Annotated in this window: 13 protein-coding genes and 1 pseudogene; 4 read left to right on the forward strand and 10 right to left on the reverse strand. The window is 67.0% G+C overall.

Annotated elements, in window-relative coordinates; all coding sequences use genetic code 11:
• Positions 1-235: 235 nt before the first annotated feature.
• Positions 236-1,123: an RNA polymerase sigma factor SigJ gene (gene sigJ, locus ACFOYY_RS10670; protein WP_386189612.1), complete on the reverse strand. Its 888-nt coding sequence runs from the start codon at positions 1,121-1,123 to the stop codon at positions 236-238.
• Positions 1,124-1,386: 263 nt separating this feature from the next.
• Between sigJ and ACFOYY_RS10675 the strand changes: the two genes are divergently transcribed.
• Entirely contained in the window at positions 1,387-1,761 is a 375-nt protein-coding gene (locus ACFOYY_RS10675) for a hypothetical protein (RefSeq protein ID WP_386189613.1), read from the forward strand.
• Between the two features lie 19 nt (positions 1,762-1,780).
• Here ACFOYY_RS10675 and ACFOYY_RS10680 read toward each other — a convergent pair.
• Together ACFOYY_RS10680 and ACFOYY_RS10685 are read right to left on the reverse strand one after the other, a co-directional pair.
• Positions 1,781-2,811: pseudogene (locus tag ACFOYY_RS10680) on the reverse strand (IS5 family transposase).
• 442 nt (positions 2,812-3,253) lie between these two features.
• Positions 3,254-5,698, reverse strand: a complete 2,445-nt coding sequence (locus ACFOYY_RS10685) for a hypothetical protein (RefSeq protein ID WP_386189614.1) — start codon at positions 5,696-5,698, stop codon at positions 3,254-3,256.
• A gap of 279 nt (positions 5,699-5,977) precedes the next feature.
• Between ACFOYY_RS10685 and ACFOYY_RS10690 the strand changes: the two genes are divergently transcribed.
• A complete protein-coding gene (locus tag ACFOYY_RS10690) occupies positions 5,978-6,313 on the forward strand; it encodes a hypothetical protein (protein WP_386189615.1) in 336 nt (111 codons plus the stop codon).
• A gap of 146 nt (positions 6,314-6,459) precedes the next feature.
• Positions 6,460-7,281, forward strand: a complete 822-nt coding sequence (locus ACFOYY_RS10695) for a nitroreductase/quinone reductase family protein (protein WP_386189616.1) — start codon at positions 6,460-6,462, stop codon at positions 7,279-7,281.
• A 325-nt stretch (positions 7,282-7,606) separates the two neighbouring features.
• Here ACFOYY_RS10695 and ACFOYY_RS10700 read toward each other — a convergent pair whose 3' ends face one another.
• The 7 genes from ACFOYY_RS10700 to ACFOYY_RS10730 all read right to left on the reverse strand — a co-directional run bounded on the left by ACFOYY_RS10700 (position 7,607) and on the right by ACFOYY_RS10730 (position 15,449).
• Positions 7,607-8,575 (reverse strand): aldo/keto reductase, encoded by a 969-nt coding sequence (locus tag ACFOYY_RS10700; protein WP_352014034.1) that lies wholly within the window; start codon positions 8,573-8,575, stop codon positions 7,607-7,609.
• A gap of 172 nt (positions 8,576-8,747) precedes the next feature.
• The gene (locus ACFOYY_RS10705) at positions 8,748-9,857 is read right to left on the reverse strand and encodes a zinc-binding dehydrogenase (protein WP_352014035.1); all 1,110 of its coding nucleotides are present in this window, start codon (positions 9,855-9,857) and stop codon (positions 8,748-8,750) included.
• 19 nt (positions 9,858-9,876) lie between these two features.
• On the reverse strand, positions 9,877-10,749 hold the full coding sequence (locus ACFOYY_RS10710) for a branched-chain amino acid ABC transporter permease (RefSeq protein ID WP_352014036.1): 873 nt from the start codon (positions 10,747-10,749) through the stop codon (positions 9,877-9,879).
• Positions 10,750-10,789: 40 nt separating this feature from the next.
• On the reverse strand, positions 10,790-11,944 hold the full coding sequence (locus ACFOYY_RS10715) for an ABC transporter substrate-binding protein (RefSeq protein WP_362911225.1): 1,155 nt from the start codon (positions 11,942-11,944) through the stop codon (positions 10,790-10,792).
• Between the two features lie 66 nt (positions 11,945-12,010).
• A complete protein-coding gene (locus tag ACFOYY_RS10720; RefSeq protein ID WP_352014038.1) occupies positions 12,011-13,762 on the reverse strand; it encodes a branched-chain amino acid ABC transporter ATP-binding protein/permease in 1,752 nt (583 codons plus the stop codon).
• A gap of 2 nt (positions 13,763-13,764) precedes the next feature.
• Positions 13,765-14,505 (reverse strand): ABC transporter ATP-binding protein, encoded by a 741-nt coding sequence (locus tag ACFOYY_RS10725; RefSeq protein ID WP_352014039.1) that lies wholly within the window; start codon positions 14,503-14,505, stop codon positions 13,765-13,767.
• Positions 14,502-15,449 carry an alpha/beta hydrolase gene (locus tag ACFOYY_RS10730; RefSeq protein WP_362784418.1) on the reverse strand — a complete coding sequence of 316 codons (948 nt, stop codon included), beginning with the start codon at positions 15,447-15,449 and terminating at the stop codon, positions 14,502-14,504. Before ACFOYY_RS10730 ends, ACFOYY_RS10725 begins: the two co-directional genes overlap by 4 nt.
• A 164-nt stretch (positions 15,450-15,613) precedes the next feature.
• On the opposite strand from ACFOYY_RS10730, the gene ACFOYY_RS10735 reads away from it, so the two are divergent.
• Complete coding sequence (locus tag ACFOYY_RS10735) at positions 15,614-16,954, forward strand: amidohydrolase (protein ID WP_362911223.1); 1,341 nt, start codon at positions 15,614-15,616, stop codon at positions 16,952-16,954.
• The last annotated feature ends 207 nt before the right edge of the window (positions 16,955-17,161 follow it).

Here is a 17,161-nt window from a genome sequence, read left to right on the forward strand (position 1 = left end):
TTCCACTCCTTCCGCCCCGACCGTGGCCGCCGGGGTTCGCGGTCAAACCGTGGTGATCGGTCACTCCTGACGGCCTCCCCTCCAGGTCGCGAGCCTCCTGGTCCGGAGAAGCGGGCCTTCTGATCCGGAGGAGCGAGTTTTCCGGTCCGGAGGAGGCTTTCCGATCGGGGAGGTCCTCCACGAGGAAGGGGCGTGCCCACCAGGCACGTCCCTTCTTGTGTTCTCCACCGGAGTGTCAGCCGTCCTGTGTCCAGAGGCGTAGTTTCTCCGGGTTGCGGACCACCCAGATCCGGGTGACGTAACCGTCGGCGACGTCGAACGCGGCCACGGTCGTGACCACACCGGCACGCCGCGCCACCAGACCCGGCATGCCGTTGACCGACCGCTCCAGGAGTTCGAGCCCCGGGGCCATGTCGGCGATGGCGACCATGTACCGGGCGATGCGCGCGCCGCCCTCGACCGGGTGCGGTACGGTGCCGACCGCTCCCCCGCCGTCGGCGACCATCACGGCGGCCGGGTCGAGGAGGCCGACAAGGGCCGTGATGTCCTTCGTCTCCCACGCCTCCTTGACCTGCCGTACCGCGTCGGCCCGCGCCACCGTCGCCACCGTCGGGGCCCGCGTGCCGTCCACCCGCCGCCGGGCGGAGGCCGCCAGCTGCTTGCAGGCCGCGGGGGTCCGGTCGAGAACGTCGGCGATCTCGGCGAAGGAGTAGCGGAAGACGTCGTGCAGAACGAACGCCACCCGCTCGGCCGGGGTCATCGACTCCAGGACGACGAGGAAGGCCATGGCCACCGACTCGTCCAGGACCAGCTGGTCGGCGGGGTCGGCGCCCTGGCCGTGACCCCACTCGGCACGGTCGGGCAGCGGCTCGGGCAACCACGCGCCGACATAGCGCTCACGCCGGGCCCGCGCGGAACCGAGCACGTCCAGGCAGACGCGGCCGGTCACGGTCGTCAGCCAGGCGCCGGGGGACGCGATCTCCTCCCGTTTGCCTCGCGGCAGCGCGTACCAGCGCGTGTAGGCCTCCTGTACGGCGTCCTCGGCCTCGGCCAGTGAACCGAGCAACCGGTAGGCGACATTGATCAGTTGGCGCCGCTCAGCGGCCGTCCCAGCCGTGTCCATGCTCCCGGCCGCCTCCTCGCCTTACCTTTCGCGGGCCTGCGTCGTCGGACTGATGAGACCTTATCGATCCACTACCTAGGGGTACTTTTCAGCACTATCCAACGATCCCTGGCGCATCCAGATATTTCCGGACACTTCAAGATCTTTTCTGGCGCTTCACGGCACTTCCGGGTGTCTCAGGGCACTCTCAGGCATTTTTTGGCCCTTCAGGGCACCGACAGGCACTCCAAGACACTTCCAGGGCGGAACAGGGGAACCGTGACATGGCCACTCAGGCGACAGCACAGCGCAACTTCTCGTTTCTGCGGATCGCGATCGCTCTGCAGACCCTGACCATCTTCGTCCAGGCGACCTCCGCCGGACTGCTGCTGTCCACCTCCTACGGGGAGACCCTGCACAGCGCCGGAGCCCGCGTCATGTACGGAGCGTCGGTCCTCTACGTCCTCGCGGCGATCCTGGCCTGGAAGCCAGGCGGCGGCTCCCCCCGCCCCATCCTCCACGCCGCCGGCTTCCTCATCCTGGCCTCCGTCCAGGTACTGCTCGGCATCGCCCACATCCCCTCGGTCCACCTCCCCCTGGGCGTCCTGATGTTCGGCCTGAGCCTGCTCGCCCTGTCCCGAACCTGGCGCAGACCCTAGGAGCTGTTCGGGGTTCGGATCATGTGGTTGAGGTAAGGAGCTTCAGCCACATGATCGAGCCTCGGAGGTAGAGCCCGGCCTCGTAGCTTTCCGGGGCCTTGCCGTAGCGGGTGGCCAGACCGCGCCAGGCCTTGATCTTCTGGAAACAGCGCTCAACGGTGTTGCGCTGCCGGTAGCGCTGCGAATCAAAGAGCACGGGCCGCCCACCTGCCGACCCCTTCTTCTTACGGTTGGCCTGCTGATCGATCTTTTCCGGAATGACCGCCCTGATCCGGCGGCGGCGCAGATGAGCACGGTTGGCCTTGGAGGAGTACGCCTTGTCCGCCGCCACCGCGGCAGGGCGGGTACGCGGCCGCCCGACCCGGCCGGGAACACGGATCTTGTTCAGGACGGTGACGAAGCGTGGGCAGTCGGCGGCCTGGCCGGGCGTGAGCACGAAGGCCAGCGGCAGCCCGGCGGCGTCCACCGCGGCATGGATCTTGCTGCTCAGCCCGCCTCGGGATCGGCCGAGCCCGGCAACCGCAGCGCGGGCCCGGCGTCGTCGGCGAGCGGCGGCACGATCCCCACCCGGCGACGCGTCCGCATCATCGGCGTTGTCCGCACCGAGGCTGACCTGCGGCGCATCACCCGCAGCACCGGCGGCTGCTCCGCAAGTGGAGCCCCCTTTTCCTCCGTCAGCGCCTGCTCCAGCGCATCCAGCGTCTCCCCGGCCACCGCCAGCCCGGCCGATTCCTGATGCGCCCGCACGATCGTGGAGTCCACACTGACCAGCTCCAGCCCGACCTGCCCCCGCGAAGCGGCCTCAGCGATCAGCGCCTCCATCAAGTCCTGGAACACCCCGGCCTTGGCCCAGCCGTTGAACCGGGAATACAGCGTGGACCAAGACCCATACCGTTCCGGCACATCACGCCAGCCCGAACCAGTACGGAAGCGCCACAGGATCCCGTTGAACTGATCCCGTACCCGCCGCGGCAACGGCCCGGTAGCCGCCACCGGCAGATACGGCTCGATCAACGCCCACTCGGTATCCGTCACATCAAAACGCGCCACGTCCGAGTTCTACCAGCCACAGCCAGCCCGCTCTCCGGCCCCACCGAGATCCGAACCCCGAACAGCTCCTAGTTCAGGCCGGCGGTGTGCGGGCGGTCGCATCCAGTACCGTCCGAGGGCTGCGCGGCCGAGGACTTTGTGGTCTCCGTCGTCGGAGGTACGGCTGAGCTTCTTGACGTCGTTGTGAACCGGCTCGCCGGGGCAGGCGGTTCGTATCCGCGCATGGGCTCGCCGGTCGCCCGATCCTGGATGGTCAGGGCGGGCATGTGGAGGCGGCGACGCCGACGAGTGGCCGGTCTCAGCGGTCCGGCGCGGTGTTCGCACCACAGGCGCAGGGCCCACCCCGCATCGTTGCGGACCTGCCGGGGGCTGCGGTGGGGCTGCTGGATCGGCCGTACCGACCATCGACGGCCAGATTCACCGTGCTTCCCACAGCTGTGGGTCACCGTCCCGGCCAACGCCAGGTGTCGGGGTCGGCATGGTATCCGACACGATGTATGTCCTTCGAGAGGCGCTCACTCGTGTCGGGCCACTCCCATGGAAGACCTTCCTCCTTCACGTTGGACCATTGCTTGTTGAGGTAGTTGCGGAAATATTCCGCCCTCGCGACCCTGTCGGCAAGGGGATGCACGTCTTCTATCAGTCGCCGATACCCCGAGTCCACAATAGGAGTATCAATTACAACCGCATCGGCGTAAGCAAAGTACTCCAGCAGCACTCTCGTGGTGTACGAACCTACAGTGGTAATCCTGTAATGCAGGTGTCGACGCTCTCCAGAATACCGTGGAGCCCCGTCCAGGAGTCGCTTTCTTATTGCATATTCCAACGCACCTGCGGTTTGGTCCGCACCGAACCCGAGACGTTGGGTGAACGCATAGAGATCGTCTGCGGATACGTATCCCTCCTCACCGGACTGCTCCCCCACCGTTTGGGCGAAACTGAGCAGGAGCGGAAGCAGGAAGTGCTCTCGACCATCGGGCTGACCGATGCGGAACAGGTTGGCCACCGGAGAGGCCTCGGGGTCGTAGTAGTTATTGTCCCCATACAGCAGCGCACGAAGGAATTCATGCACCGCTATGACGTAGCTTCCCGACTCCCTGTATCGTTGCAAGATTTTCGCCGTATCGACATGACCACTACCAAGAAAGTCCGTGACGAACTTCAAGGCAAGGCGCATGTTTCCGCCTGCGATATTGTCGATCAGTGCGAGCAGTTTTGCATTACTGCGGAAGTTTTCCGACAGCACTTCGAGAAAATCGACCAGGCTTTCACTGTCGACGGAAACGCTTACCGGATAGGAACCCAGCCGCCCTGTTTCCCTCAGGTTTTTCAGGGCGAAATCAACTCGGCGTTGCAGCATGATATCGGCACGAGGAGGAGAAATGGTGAAGACCCGCGCGTGATAACCCGACAGCGTGCCGGTACGGCTGGACCGGTAGAAAGTCTCCGGTCGCAGGGTCACGAAAACCGTGGCCGGCCAGGACTGCGCCAGCTCGTTGGCGATCAGGAAGACCTGCTCCTGGTCCTCGCTACTCCTCTGATCAATGTTGTCCAGGAATACGACGATCTGTTTACGCCAACTCGTACGGAGACGTTCCAGGCTCTCGCTCAGATGGTTGGCCCGGTCCTCCACCAGTCGCTGAAGGTGGTTGATCCGTCCTCGCTCGTAAGCCACGGGATCAATGTCGCGGAGTTTACCGAGCAGTCCCTTATCGAATCGCTCGAGCTCCCGCCGGTAGACGTCCTCAACGAAAGAAGCCTCCTCGATGTCCAGATCATATCGAGTCTGCAGTTGCCGGACGGCCTCGTCGATGACGAATCTGTTCAGAGCGCCCAGTGTGGTTGAAGCACCAAAATCTATATAGATGCTAAAGGCGTCATCAAATATCTCCCTGGCGTCGACGTTGACCAGTCTCTGGATGAACGTCGTCTTTCCGGAGCCAACGTCACCAAGAAGAACAATGGGCCTGCGAGACGCAGCGGCGGCGAGCATATCCTGTGTCAGGTGCGGGGTGACGCCCTTCTTGCCCTCGACCGGCGTCGCCTCCGGGCCGTCCTCCTCCTTGAGCAACGCGTAACGCGTCTGCAGTATTTTTCGACTGATTTCTGCGTACTGCGAGAGCGCACCACTGCTCGCGTAACAGTCCTGCAAGAAATCCACGCGAAGCTCTTCAAGCCTCGTCACGTCTTCAAGAAAAAGCTCGCCCAGGATATCGAGATTTGCTTGTAGATCATTTCTACGCTTCAGTCCCGGGTAGTTGGCCAGATGGGTCGAGAGTGGCTCGGGCGGTGGCGTGAAGGTAGCCTTCAGGCTTCTGTAGAGGGTACGCGCATCGACCCCCGCGGGAGACGCGTGATCCCAGAGATCTCTGAAGGAGTTCCGCATGTCTATCAGAGATGGGAACACGAGGGCGCGCCCCCGGAGCGGTGCCACGCCGTCCGTCCGTACTGCCATGAAGAGGACAAGTTGATGGCCGTTGCATACTCCAGCCAGTCCCACACCGTTTGTCGCAGCGTACTGAATCACCTGATTGACGGCATCGCGAAGTGCTCTTCCGGCGTCACCCGCAGTTAGGCTGCCAAGGGTGTGAACACCGGCTTCGGCTCCTGCCGGCAAGTCAAAGTAAACACCCTCACGCTTGGCTTCTATGAGCATTCGAGGCGCCGGCTCGCCAAGCGCGTAATCGATTCTACCTGTCCCTGCGGGTTCTTCGGGATGTACTGCTGAGCGCGGCCACTGAAGAACATCGAAGATGAGGCGGTCTATCAAATGCAAACGAGTGGACGCCTCATTTCGCGATGCATCCGTTACATTATCGTCAACCCATTGAATCAGTTGATCAAGGGCGAGTTTTCCGGCGTCATATTCGTTAGGCAAGACAGTCACTGCCTCATGCTCGGTCTAGGGTGCCCCTACAGCATACTGGTCTACCTGATCTCAAATCGTCACTGACCTGCGTGAACAGAAGGCGAAGCCGTAGAGGGGACATGGGGTCAGGAGCCGAGCACGTCAAAGGTAACAGCAGCCCCTGGGCAATGCCTGATAAATGATCGCCTCTGGCGCGGTTAGACGGTCGTTCGCAGTGCGACGAAGTGAGCTGACCGACAAGGTCTGGCAATCGAGCCCCTGCTGGCTGCGATGTACATCGCCGGGTGCACTGCACCCGTGGTCAGGTATGCCGGAAAGCGCGCCGGATCGTGTACCCGTTCCGTTCCAGTCGGGCAGCCCGGCCAGACTCTCGACGATCTCCTCGTCGAACAACGGATGGAGGGTCATGGGTGGGAAGCGGGTGAGCGCGTCACCGTCCTCCTCAACGCCCCCCTGATCGCCCTTCAGAGCCCGACTGGGGCGGTTGAAGGTGTGGTGACGAACGCTCCCGCGGCCATGGTCCGTGAGCCCGGCGTCGAGACCGACGTGGCGCTCACCACCGCCGGTATCACCTTCTCCACTTCGAGAGACGACCTTCAGGAAGTACCGCTTTTGCGCGAAAAATCCCGATGAAGTAGCGTTAACCGCGTGACTGCCGGGTCGGCCTTGGGCCACGCACCAGAGAGCAGCCCGGCTGACGCTTGATCGCCGGGCGGGCCAGGGGCCCGCCGCATCCTTCTCCATTCAGTACGGCAAGCAGGATCGACCAATGGAGAAGAGTGGATTTCAACAAGCAGGTCATCGACGAGTTCCGTGCCAACAACGGCCAGGTCGGTGGCTATTTCGAGGGAGCGAGACTGCTCCTGCTCACGACCGTCGGCGCCCGCTCGGGCAGACCGCACACGAACCCCCTCGGCTACCTGCCCGACGGCGGCGACCGCATGCTGGTCATCGCCTCCGCCGGAGGGTCCCCCAAACACCCGGCCTGGTACCACAACCTGAAGGCCAACCCACGGGCCACCGTCGAGACCGGGGTCTTCGACTTCGACGTCGTGGCGGAGGTACTGGAAGGCGAGGAGCGTGACGCGGCGTTCGCCCGCGCCGTGGAGGGCGACCCGGGCTGGGCCGAGTACCAGGCCAAGACGACCCGTGTCATCCCGGTCGTCGCGCTTCGCATCGCCGGGCCGCCCCGGAGCAACGCGCCGTCGGGCGGCGCCTACCTCAGGCTGGTGCACGACGGCTTCCGCCGCGAACTGGCGCTGATCCGCAAGGAGCTGTCCGACTCGGGACGGCCCGGCCTCGGTGTGCAGCTCAGGATCAACTGCCTGACCGTCTGCCAGGGCCTGCACCATCACCACATGGGCGAGGACACCATGATGTTCCCCGTCCTCGCCGAGCAGCACCCTTCGCTCGCCCCGGTCCTCGAACGGCTGGCCAGGGAGCACGAGCGCGTCGCCGCACTCGTGGAGGAGCTGAAGCGGGCCCTCTCGGGGGACGATCCGCTGAAGGTGCGGGCCGAGATCGAACGGCTCGTCGACGAGCTCGAAGCGCACCTGACCTACGAGGAGGAGCAACTGATCCCGGTCCTCGACCTCGGCTGAAGGCCCGCCGTACCAACAAGGGCCGCCGTACCGACAAGGGCCGCCGTACCGACAAGGGCCGCCGTACCGATACGGGCCGCCGTACCAATAGGGCTCGCCGTATCGGCAAGCCCGCCGTACCAGGCCGCACCGGTACGGCCCGCCGTACCGGTAAAACGGTTGAGAACGGGAAAACCCGCCCTGTTCCGCCTTTTCGCGCCGCACCGCGAGAGAAGGAGGAACAGGACGGGCGGTTCACGGGCACATGGTTCCCCGCCCACCGGGGAACCGGGCCGGGCAAAGCGCCCGGGGCCGGTGACTCACCTCACCGGCCTCCGGGTGGGGGTCACGGGCCTTCCGGGTTCACCACGTCGGCGTCGACCCAGAAGGGGGCGACCAGTTCGCGCAGCCGCTCGGCGCCGACCCGCTCGACCAGTTCGATCGCGTTGACGTTGTCGACGAGCTGCTGCATCTTGGTCGCCCCGAACAGCACGGTGCTGACCGAGGGGTGCGTGAGGGTGAACGCCACGCACAGCTGGGCGGGAGTGACCTCCAGCTCGGCCGCGACCGCGGCGAGGCCGTCGGCGGCCTCGATGATGCGCTCGCGGACGCCGCCCGGGTCGCGGCCGATCTCACGTCCGGGCTTCTTGTTGCCCGCGAGGATGCCGCCTTCGAGGATGTCCGACGCCTGCATGGTGATGCCCTCGGCGAACACCTGGGCGAACGGCGCGCCGTCCGGGATCGACCTGCGGCAGGGGCTGTACTTCAGCTGCGCGATCTGCGGACCGGGCGAACCCGCCTGGATGGCGTGGTCGCGGATGGTCCTGACCGCCGTGGCCGACCAGTTGTTCACACCCCAGCAGCCGATGATCCCGTCGACCTCCAGCTCCGCGAGATCGACCGCGAGCTGGTTCAGGTCGAGGTCGTCGCGGCGGATGTCGCCAAGGATCACCAGGTCGGCCCGGTCGGTCCCGACCCTGAACAGGGCCTTCTCCAGCTGCTCACGCAGCGACATCTCCGGGTACGGCTCCAGCCACAGCTTGGCCGACAGCAGGTACTCGTCCCTGGAGATGCCCGCCGCCCTGACGATGGCGGAGAACAGCACGTCGGTGAAGACCGGCGGGTGGCCGGGGAAGCCGTACACGCCGACGTCGAACAGGTTGATGCCCAGGTCCACGGCGTGGCGGACCATGGCCACCGCGTCCTCGAAGGCCATGCGGTCGTAGGTGTGCCAGGACCCCAGCGACAGGACGGAGACGTCGGGACCGTGGGTTCCGACCCTGCGGAGGGGAACCACCTTCTTGGGCGTGGACATCGGACTCCTCGAAAAATATGTGGATGGCCGTCAGGCTCTGTTCGGTGGAGCTTCTCGCCTGCCAAGCCCCGGGAAAGGTCTGTGGAAGACCCGCGGAAACGGCCCTCGGGTCCCCGCGGAGCGTCTCCGCGGGGACCTTCGGAGGATCAGGCGAGGGTCCGGAAGCAGGTTCTCAGGGAAGCCACGGGTGGACGACGGCCTTGACCTGCTCAAGGCGCGACATGGACTCAAGCGCTGCCGAGGCCCCGCTGAGTCCGACGGGCTCGCTGAACAGCTCGTCCCAGGGGAACCGCGTCTGGGTCGAGCGCAGGAACTCGATCGAGTTGTAGTAGTCGCCGACGTCGCCGTTGAGCGACCCCAGCACGTTGAGCTCCTTGCCCATGATCGTCCCGAGGGAGATCGGGTCGGGGCGCGGGCCCGTGGTGCCGACGATGACGAACGTGCCGCCCCAGGCGGCGGCGTCGATGGCCTCCGCGCCGACACCGGGCGCTCCGGCGACGTCGATCACCAGGTGCGCGCCCTGGCCGTCGGTCGCCTCCATGATGGCGGCGCGACGGCTGTCGGCGTCACCGTCCAGGCCGATGGTGACGTCGGCGCCGAAGCGCTTGGCCAGTTCGAGCCTGGAGTCGGGGCCGCCGACGGTGATGACCTTGCTCGCACCCGAGGCGCTGGCGACCGCGGTGGCGACGATGCCCAGCGCGCCCGCCCCCTGGACGAGGACGTTCGAGCCGAGCTTGGCGCCCCCGGCGCGGTCGAAGGCGTGCAGGACGGTCTTGACGGCGCAGCCCGCGCTGGCCGCCCAGGTGTCCTTGACGTCCTCGGGAAGGATGTACTTCTGGGCGGTCGGCGTGACGTAGTCGTACTCGGCGAGTCCGGCGGTCGAGTGCGGCCACACGTCGGAGCGCTGCAGGAACCCGTAGCCCCGCTTGGAGCAGGCCACGGGGTTGCGGATCACCGTACAGCCGTAGCAGTAGCCGCAGGTGGACTCCGACCAGCCGATCTTGGCGCCGACCTCGACGGGGCGACCGAGGGCGTCGACGGTGCCCGACCCGACGGCCACGACCGTTCCGATCATCTCGTGGCCGAGTACCATCGGGAGCATGCCCGGGAACGACATGCCGCCGCTCCAGATGTGCACGTCCGTCGCGCACAGCGTGGCGCAGTCGACCTTGACGATCGCGCCACCCGGCTCGCACTCGGCGGGGAGCGGCAGCTCCTCGATGACCAGAGGTTCCCCGTGGGCGCGCAGTACGGCGGCCCGCGTGGACGTAGGGACTGTCATGCGATGATCTCCGAATTCGCTATCTGCTGTGGGCTGTGTCCCAGACCTCGTTACGGCTGCGCCACCACAGCAGCACCAGGATCACGAGGAAGGGGACGACGCCCCGGTACTTCTGGATCTCGTCGAGCGACGCGGCGAAACCTTCGAGCAGGCCCATGAGCACACCACCCAGAAGTGTCAGGGGCAGGCTCTTGAAGGAACCGACCATCGCCACGGCCAGGGCCGTGGTGACAAGCCCGCTCAGGGTGGAGAAGTCCCCACCGAGACGCGGCGCGACCAGCAGGATCACCAGCGTGCTGACACCGCCGATGGCGGCCCAGACGGCGATGGCGAGCTTGGGCGCCGGGATGCCCACCACCTGGGCGGTGCCCGGACGCTCCGACAGCGCCTGCAGCCGCAGGCCGACGGAGGTCCGGGACAGCATCAGGCCGACCCCGAAGGTGATGAGCGCCGCGAAGGCGAGCGAGACCAGCACCGACTGGGGTACCACGACGTCGCCCAGGGTGAAGGCGGGTGAGTCGAACACGGTCGGGAACCTCCTGGCCCCCGTCGACGTGCTGCCGAACAGGCGCAGACCGATCGCCCCGATGGCCACGAAGAGAGCCACGGTGACGGCGGCCTTGGTGCGCTCGTCGTGCTCACCGAACCAGCGGACGAGCCCGGAGCCGATCAGGGCCGACAGCAGCGACCCCGCCACGACTCCGACGACCAGCGCGACGGGCCAGGGCAGCCCCAGGTCCATCAGCGACACCATGATGAAGGCACCCATCGTGCCCACACCCGCCATGGCGAAGTTGACCACGGCGACGAGCCGGTAGGTCAGCACGACGCACAGGCCGAGCAGGGCGTAGACGCCACCGCTGGTCAGGCCCGCGACCAAGGAATTCAACATCGGACACCCACCTCCTGGGGCTCCTGAAAGACCTGAAAGATCAGTTCTTGCCGGGGACGATGAAGCCCTCGGGAAGGACCTTCCACTTGCCGGCCTCGACCTTCACGAAGCGGCTGCCCTCGATCGGGCTGTGGGCCTCACCGGGACCGAAGATCCACGGGGTACCGACCATCGGGTAGTCGATCGGCTTCATGTTCTTGAAGGCCTCGGTGACCGACTCGCGGGTGATGTCGCCCTTGACGGTCTTCAGGACCTGGACGAACAGGTCGGCGGCCATGACGGCGCCCTGGCTGAAGGCGGTCTTCTGGATCTTGTTCTCGTCGATGACCTTCGCCCAGCGCTCGTTGCCGGGGAGGGTCTCGTCGGTGTACGGCTGCCACTCGGTGCCGGCGTAGACGTTGAGGCCGTCCGGGATCGCCTGGGCGTTGGCGTCGGTGTAGCTGTTGGCGGCCACGATGAAGTCGACGTCCTGCATGCCCTGGGTCTTGGCCTGGGCGAACCACGGGCCGACGGTGGCGTTGTACAGGATCGCCTGGCAGCCTGCGGCCTTGGCCTTGACGAGGTACGGCGTCGGGTCGCCCTGGCCGACCGAGGTGTCCTTGACGGCCAGCTGCTTGCCGGTGAGGTCCGTCCACTCCTTGATGGCGGCGTCGATGCCACCGCCGCTGCCCGGCAGCACGGTGTAGTACATGCACACCTTGTCGCGCTTGAGCGTCTCGGAGGCGTAGTAGAGCATCGCCGTGATCAGCTTGAACGGACCCGGGTTGACCGGGGCGATGTTCGGGCTGGTGAAGCAGGCGGGGTCGACGCCGACGGCCGGCATGGAGATGATCCCGGCGTTGGTGTAGGTGGCGCGGTTCAGGCCACAGTCGACCGCGCTGGAGGAACCGACGAGGGCCACGACGTTCTCCGACTCCAGCAGCTCAAGGGCCGCCTCGGTGGAACGCTGCGGGTTCATCGCGTCGTCCTTGCTGACGAGCTCGATCTGACGGCCGTTGATGCCGCCCTGCTTGTTGACCTCGTCGAAGACGGCCTTGACGGCCTGGGGAACCTCGGGCGTCTGGAACAGGCCGGTGACACCGTTGATCGAGCCGACCTTGATCGGGCCGCCGGTGCCGGAGTCGCTGCTCGAACAGGCCGCGCTGGCCATGGCCAGGGCGGCGACCACCGCGACGCTGGTGAGGGAACGCTTCATCACTGCACTACTTCCTTGGGGCTGGGGGAAGAGGGGGGGTGGGGGTAGGGGTCGGGTTCGGGAGGGTTATACGAGGGGCACGTCGGCAGTACCGAGGTAGGCGGCCATGACCGCCGGGTCGTCGAGCACTTCCTGCGTGGTTCCGGACGCGATGACGTGTCCGAAGTCGAGAACGGTCACCTGCGCGCACGCCGCGCGGACCAGCTCCATGTCGTGTTCGACGAGGAGGATGGAGACACCGAAGCGGGAGGGCACCTCGGCGAGCCTCTGGCCCAGCTTGAGCGACTCGGCGGCCGACTGACCGGCGGCGGGCTCGTCGAGCAGCGCGACCTTGGGCTTGGCCGCGATGGCGGCGGCCACGTCGAGCAGACGGCGGCTGCCGACGTCCACGATGGACACCGGGACCTCTCCGGGCGGGCAGCCGAAGAAGTCGAGCAGCTCGTCGGCCTCCTGCTTGGACAGCTTCCTGTTGGCGCCGATCGAGAGGTACTCGTACTGGGTCAGCTCGGGCGCGATCACCGTCGTCTGGAACGTACGGCGCAGGCCGTTGCTCGCGCGGGCGCTCGGGCTGAGCTTGTCCAGGGACCTGCCCTCAAGCTCGACCGTGCCCTCGTAGGCGTGGAGGAACCCGCTGACCGCGGCGATGAAGGTGGACTTGCCCGCGCCGTTGGGGCCGATCAGGCCGACGACGCCACCGCTGGGGACGGTGAGGTCGATGCTGTCGAGCGCGAGGACCTCGCCGTACCTGACGGTCAGGCCGCGCACGTCGAGGGCCGGCTGGTCGCCCGCGGGGGCGGGCGGCGGGACCAGGGAGGTCGACTCGGTGGCCGGGACGGCCGCCTTGGGCTCCTCCTTGGGCTTGTCCGGGAGGCTCTCCAGCAGCTTGCGCGCGGCGGCCTCCCGCTTGCGGGCCCGGGTGAAGTCGGTCTGGCTGACGCCGCTGCGCAGGGCGAAGATCGCCGAGAGGCCGAAGAGGATGCCGCCCAGGTCCTGGGGCAGCCTGAGCTTCTCCAGGATCGTCGCCATCACCGCGCCGAAGATGCCGCCCATGAGGGCGCCCTCGGGGTTGTGCGGGCCGATGAGGATCGCCACCGCGAAGAGCGCGAGCGACTGTCCCATGGCGAAGTTGCTGGAGACGACCAGACCGAGCTGACCGGCCATCAGGCCACCGCCGATGCCGGCGATGAAGGCGCTGAGCGCGAACGCGGCGAGCTTGCTGCGTGCGACCGAGATGCCGTGCGCGGCCGCGGCCCGCTCCGAGTAGCGGATCTCCAGCCAGGACATGCCGAGCCTGGTCCGGTTGAACAGCGCCAGCCCGATGCTGAGCACCATGAAGACGATCACGGCCAGGACGAAGTAGCCGCCGTTGGTGTGGAACAGGCCGGGGCGCTGCAGCGTCTTCAGTTCGGTGGTGCCGGGGAACTGGTTGGCGTTGAGCACGATGTCCGCAGCGACGGCGAAGCCGAAGGTGACGACCGCGAGGTTGACGCCACGGATGCGCAGGGCGGGCAGGCCGATGGCGACGCCGACGGGAACGGCCGCCAGACCGCCGATGACCAGCCAGACGATGAAGCCGCCGGGGGCGTCGGCCAGGTTCAGGCGGAGCACGACCCAGGCGCCGATGGCCGCGAAGGACATCTGACACAGGGACATGACGCCGGCCCTGCCGACGATCACACCGTAGCTCTGCATGATCACCGAGCTGACGACCGCGGTGATCGCGAGATACACCCAGTACGGCGGCAGCACGTTGGGCACGATCACGCAGGCCGCCGCGGCGACGGCCAGGGCGATCCCCCACGAACGCTTGTCGATCATGTTCACGGGTTCTCGCCCCCAGCTTCGACGACGGCGTCCGTGGGCATGGCGCCGAAATAGAACTCATGCAGGCGCTCGGAGTCGCCCCTGATCTCGTCACACGGGCCGTCGAAGACGACGCGGCCCTTGCGGAGGACGTAGGCGTTGGCCCCGATCTCCAGGGCCAGGTTCGCGAACTGCTCGATGAGCAGGACCGCGATGCCCAGGCCGACCAGGTCCTTGACGGCGTGCATGAGGCGACGGACGACCACGGGCGCGAGGCCGAGGGACATCTCGTCAATGAGTATGATCTTGGGGTCGGAGATCAGCGCGCGTCCCAGGACGAGCATCTGCTGTTCACCGCCGGACAGGTGACCGGCCTGGAGCGTACGGCGCTTCTGCAACTCGGGGAAGAGCTCGTAGACCTTCTCGGCGTCGCCCTTGCCGGAACGGGAGACGAGCAGGTTCTGCTCGACGGTCAGCGTCCTGAAGACCGTACGGGCCTGCTCGACGTAACCCAGACCGGCCTGGGAGCGCTTGTAGATGGGAAGCTTCTCGATCGGCGCGCCGTCGAGCTGGATCGTTCCTGAGGTCACGGGGGCCAGCCCCGCGATTCCGTCCATCAGCGTCGTCTTTCCGGCGCCGTTGGCGCCCAGGACGACCGTGACGGTTCCGGGTGCGACGGTCAGGGAGACGTCGTGGACGATCGGGGTGTCACCCCGGTTGATGCTGACGTCCTTAAGGGAGAGGACTTCGCCGCTCATTGGGCGCCTTTCACATAGGCGGATCGCAGTGCCTCGACGACGTGGGCAGTGACACCGCTGACCTCGGCCAGCTCAAGCGTGAGCAGTCCGAAGAAGCCGTGGATCATGCCGTCGAACACGGCCAGCTCAACCTGGTTGCCCGCGGCCTTGAGCGCCTCGGCGTACTCGACGCCCTCGTCGCGGAGGACGTCGTACTCGGCCTCGACGACCAGCGCGGGCGCCAGGCCCGACAGGTCCTTCGAGCGGAGCGGCAGGAGATAGGGGTCGTCGAGATCACTGGCGTTACGGGGGTACTGGGTGAAGAACCAGTCCATGCCTTCCTTCGAGAGGAAGTAGCCCTCGGAGCAGTCCCGGTAGGAGGCGCGCCCGTCGTCGGGGTGGCCCAGAATCGGCGAGACGAGCACCTGCAGGGACAGCCGGGGACCGTTCAGGTCGCGGGCCTTGAGCGCGACGACGGCGGCGAGGTTCCCGCCCGCGCTCTCACCGGCGACGGCGAGGCGCGAGGCGTCGACCGAGAGCGCCTCGGCGTTCTCGTGGACCCACAGGAGCGCGGCGTAGGAGTCGTCCGCCGCGGCCGGGAAGGGGTTCTCCGGTGCGAGCCGGTAGTCGACGGAGACGACGACGGCGCCCGCCCCTGCGCAGACCGCCCGGCAGGCGACCTCGTTCTCGTCGAGAGAGCCAATGGTCCACCCGCCGCCGTGGAACCAGACCAGCGCCGGGAACGGCCCGTCGCCCTCGGGGGTGTATACACGAACCGGTACCTCACCCGCGGGACCGGGGAACACGGTATCGACCACACCGCCGACCGGCTGAAGGTCGTCCGGCATGGACCAGGCAAGACGGAATCCCTCGCGCATCGCCGCCGCGTCAAGCTGGGGGGCCTCGCCCTGGTCCTGAACGCCGGTGCGGTCGATTATTCGCTGCGCCTCGGGATGCAGGGGCATGGGGTTACCTCCGGGGGCGGCCCGAGTGCCTTCCCAAAGGTTCAGGCACTCGCAAATCGTATCCGATTCCATGTACGTTATGCGGGTCCAAATGACGTGTCTAGTGTGATGGTGAAATGTTGCCTAACGATTCGAGGTACGACGCCGCCTCGGCGGATGTGGTCATGACCGGCGGTAAGGTGCACACCGTCGACGCCGCCGACACTGTCGCGGAGTCGATCGCGATCACCGGCGGCCGCGTCACCCGGGTGGGAACAGAAGATGAAATTTCATCTCTGATCGGTCCCGACACCCGCGTCATCCCATTGCGGGGAAGATCGGTCCTTCCGGGGATCAACGACTCCCACCTCCACGGCGTCTGGCTCGGCCAGATGTGGCCCGCCCTCCTCATGGACCAGATGGCGGCCGGGCACCACGGAGGCGAGCCGCCGGCGCGGCTGGAGACCTCACAGGACCGGCGTGGCGCGATCCTGCGCACCGCCGAACTGCTCGCGTCACTCGGGGTCACGAGCTACACCGAACCGGGCCTCGGCCCAGGGGAGGACAACGGGGCGAGCGGCTGCTTCGGCTCCGCGGCCCTGCGCGACTACGCCGACCTCGCGGCGGAGGGCAGGCTCACCTCCCGGGTGACCGCCCTCATGCTGTTCGGCGAGCTGGACGGCGCGAGCTCGCTGTCCGGGGTGCTCGACGGGCTGCGTGACTTCACGCCCCCCGCCGACGTGCCCGGCTGGTTCCGCGTCGCGGGTGTGAAGATCTTCGGTGACGGCATCCCGCCGATGCGCAACGCCTGGATGGACGAGCCCTACCTCGACGGCACGTACGGCGGGCTGCTGGTCGAGGGGGCCTCCGAGGCCGAGCGTGAGGCCGTGCTCATCGCGATGATCGACGCGGCGCACGCGGCGGGACACCAGGTCGCCGTGCACGCGACCGGAAGCAGGACCACCAGGACGGTGACGGACGCCTTCGCCGCGGCGGCCTCCAGGGACGGCCGCGACGCGAGGCACTACATCATCCATGGCGACGTGATCTCCTCCAGGACCCTGGCCACGATGGCGGCCGCAGGCATCGGACTGAACACCCAGGTGGGAATACCCGTGGCGACTGAGCATATGGTGCTCGGAGCCCTGGGCGAGGACATCCTCCCCCAGACGTGGCCGACCCGTGACGCACTGGACATCGGGGTGAAGCTCTGCCTCAGTTCCGACGCCCCGGTCCTCACCCCCGACTGGCGGGTCGGGATCGCCGCGGCCGTCACCCGGCGTGGTCTCGACGGCGCCGTGCGTGGCGCCGCCCAGCGGCTCGCGGTCGCCGAGGCCCTGCGGGCCTACACCATCACCCCCGCCTGGCAGGACGGGGCGGAGTCGTGGAAGGGTTCACTGGAGGCCGGCAAGGTCGCCGACCTGTGCGTGCTGGACGGCGACCTGCTTGAGGTCGAGCCCGAGGCCCTGCCCCAGGTCCCGGTGAGCCTGACCATGGTGGACGGCCGCGTCGTCCACGAGAGCTGATCCGGAGGACACCACGTCCAGTCGCACCGAGAAGCCACGAGGGACCGGCCCGCGAACACGCGAGCCGGTCCCTCGTCACGTCACCCTGCCGTATGGTCCCGTCCGAAACCCGGTTACGGACCCGGCCTCGTTTTCCGGCCCGGCTACGGGCCTGGTTCCGGACGCTGCCCCGCCGTACGGCACGGGCACGAGCCGAACGCGTCCCGG

The sequence above is a fragment of the Streptosporangium jomthongense genome (assembly GCF_042650425.1).
Classification (GTDB): domain Bacteria; phylum Actinomycetota; class Actinomycetes; order Streptosporangiales; family Streptosporangiaceae; genus Streptosporangium.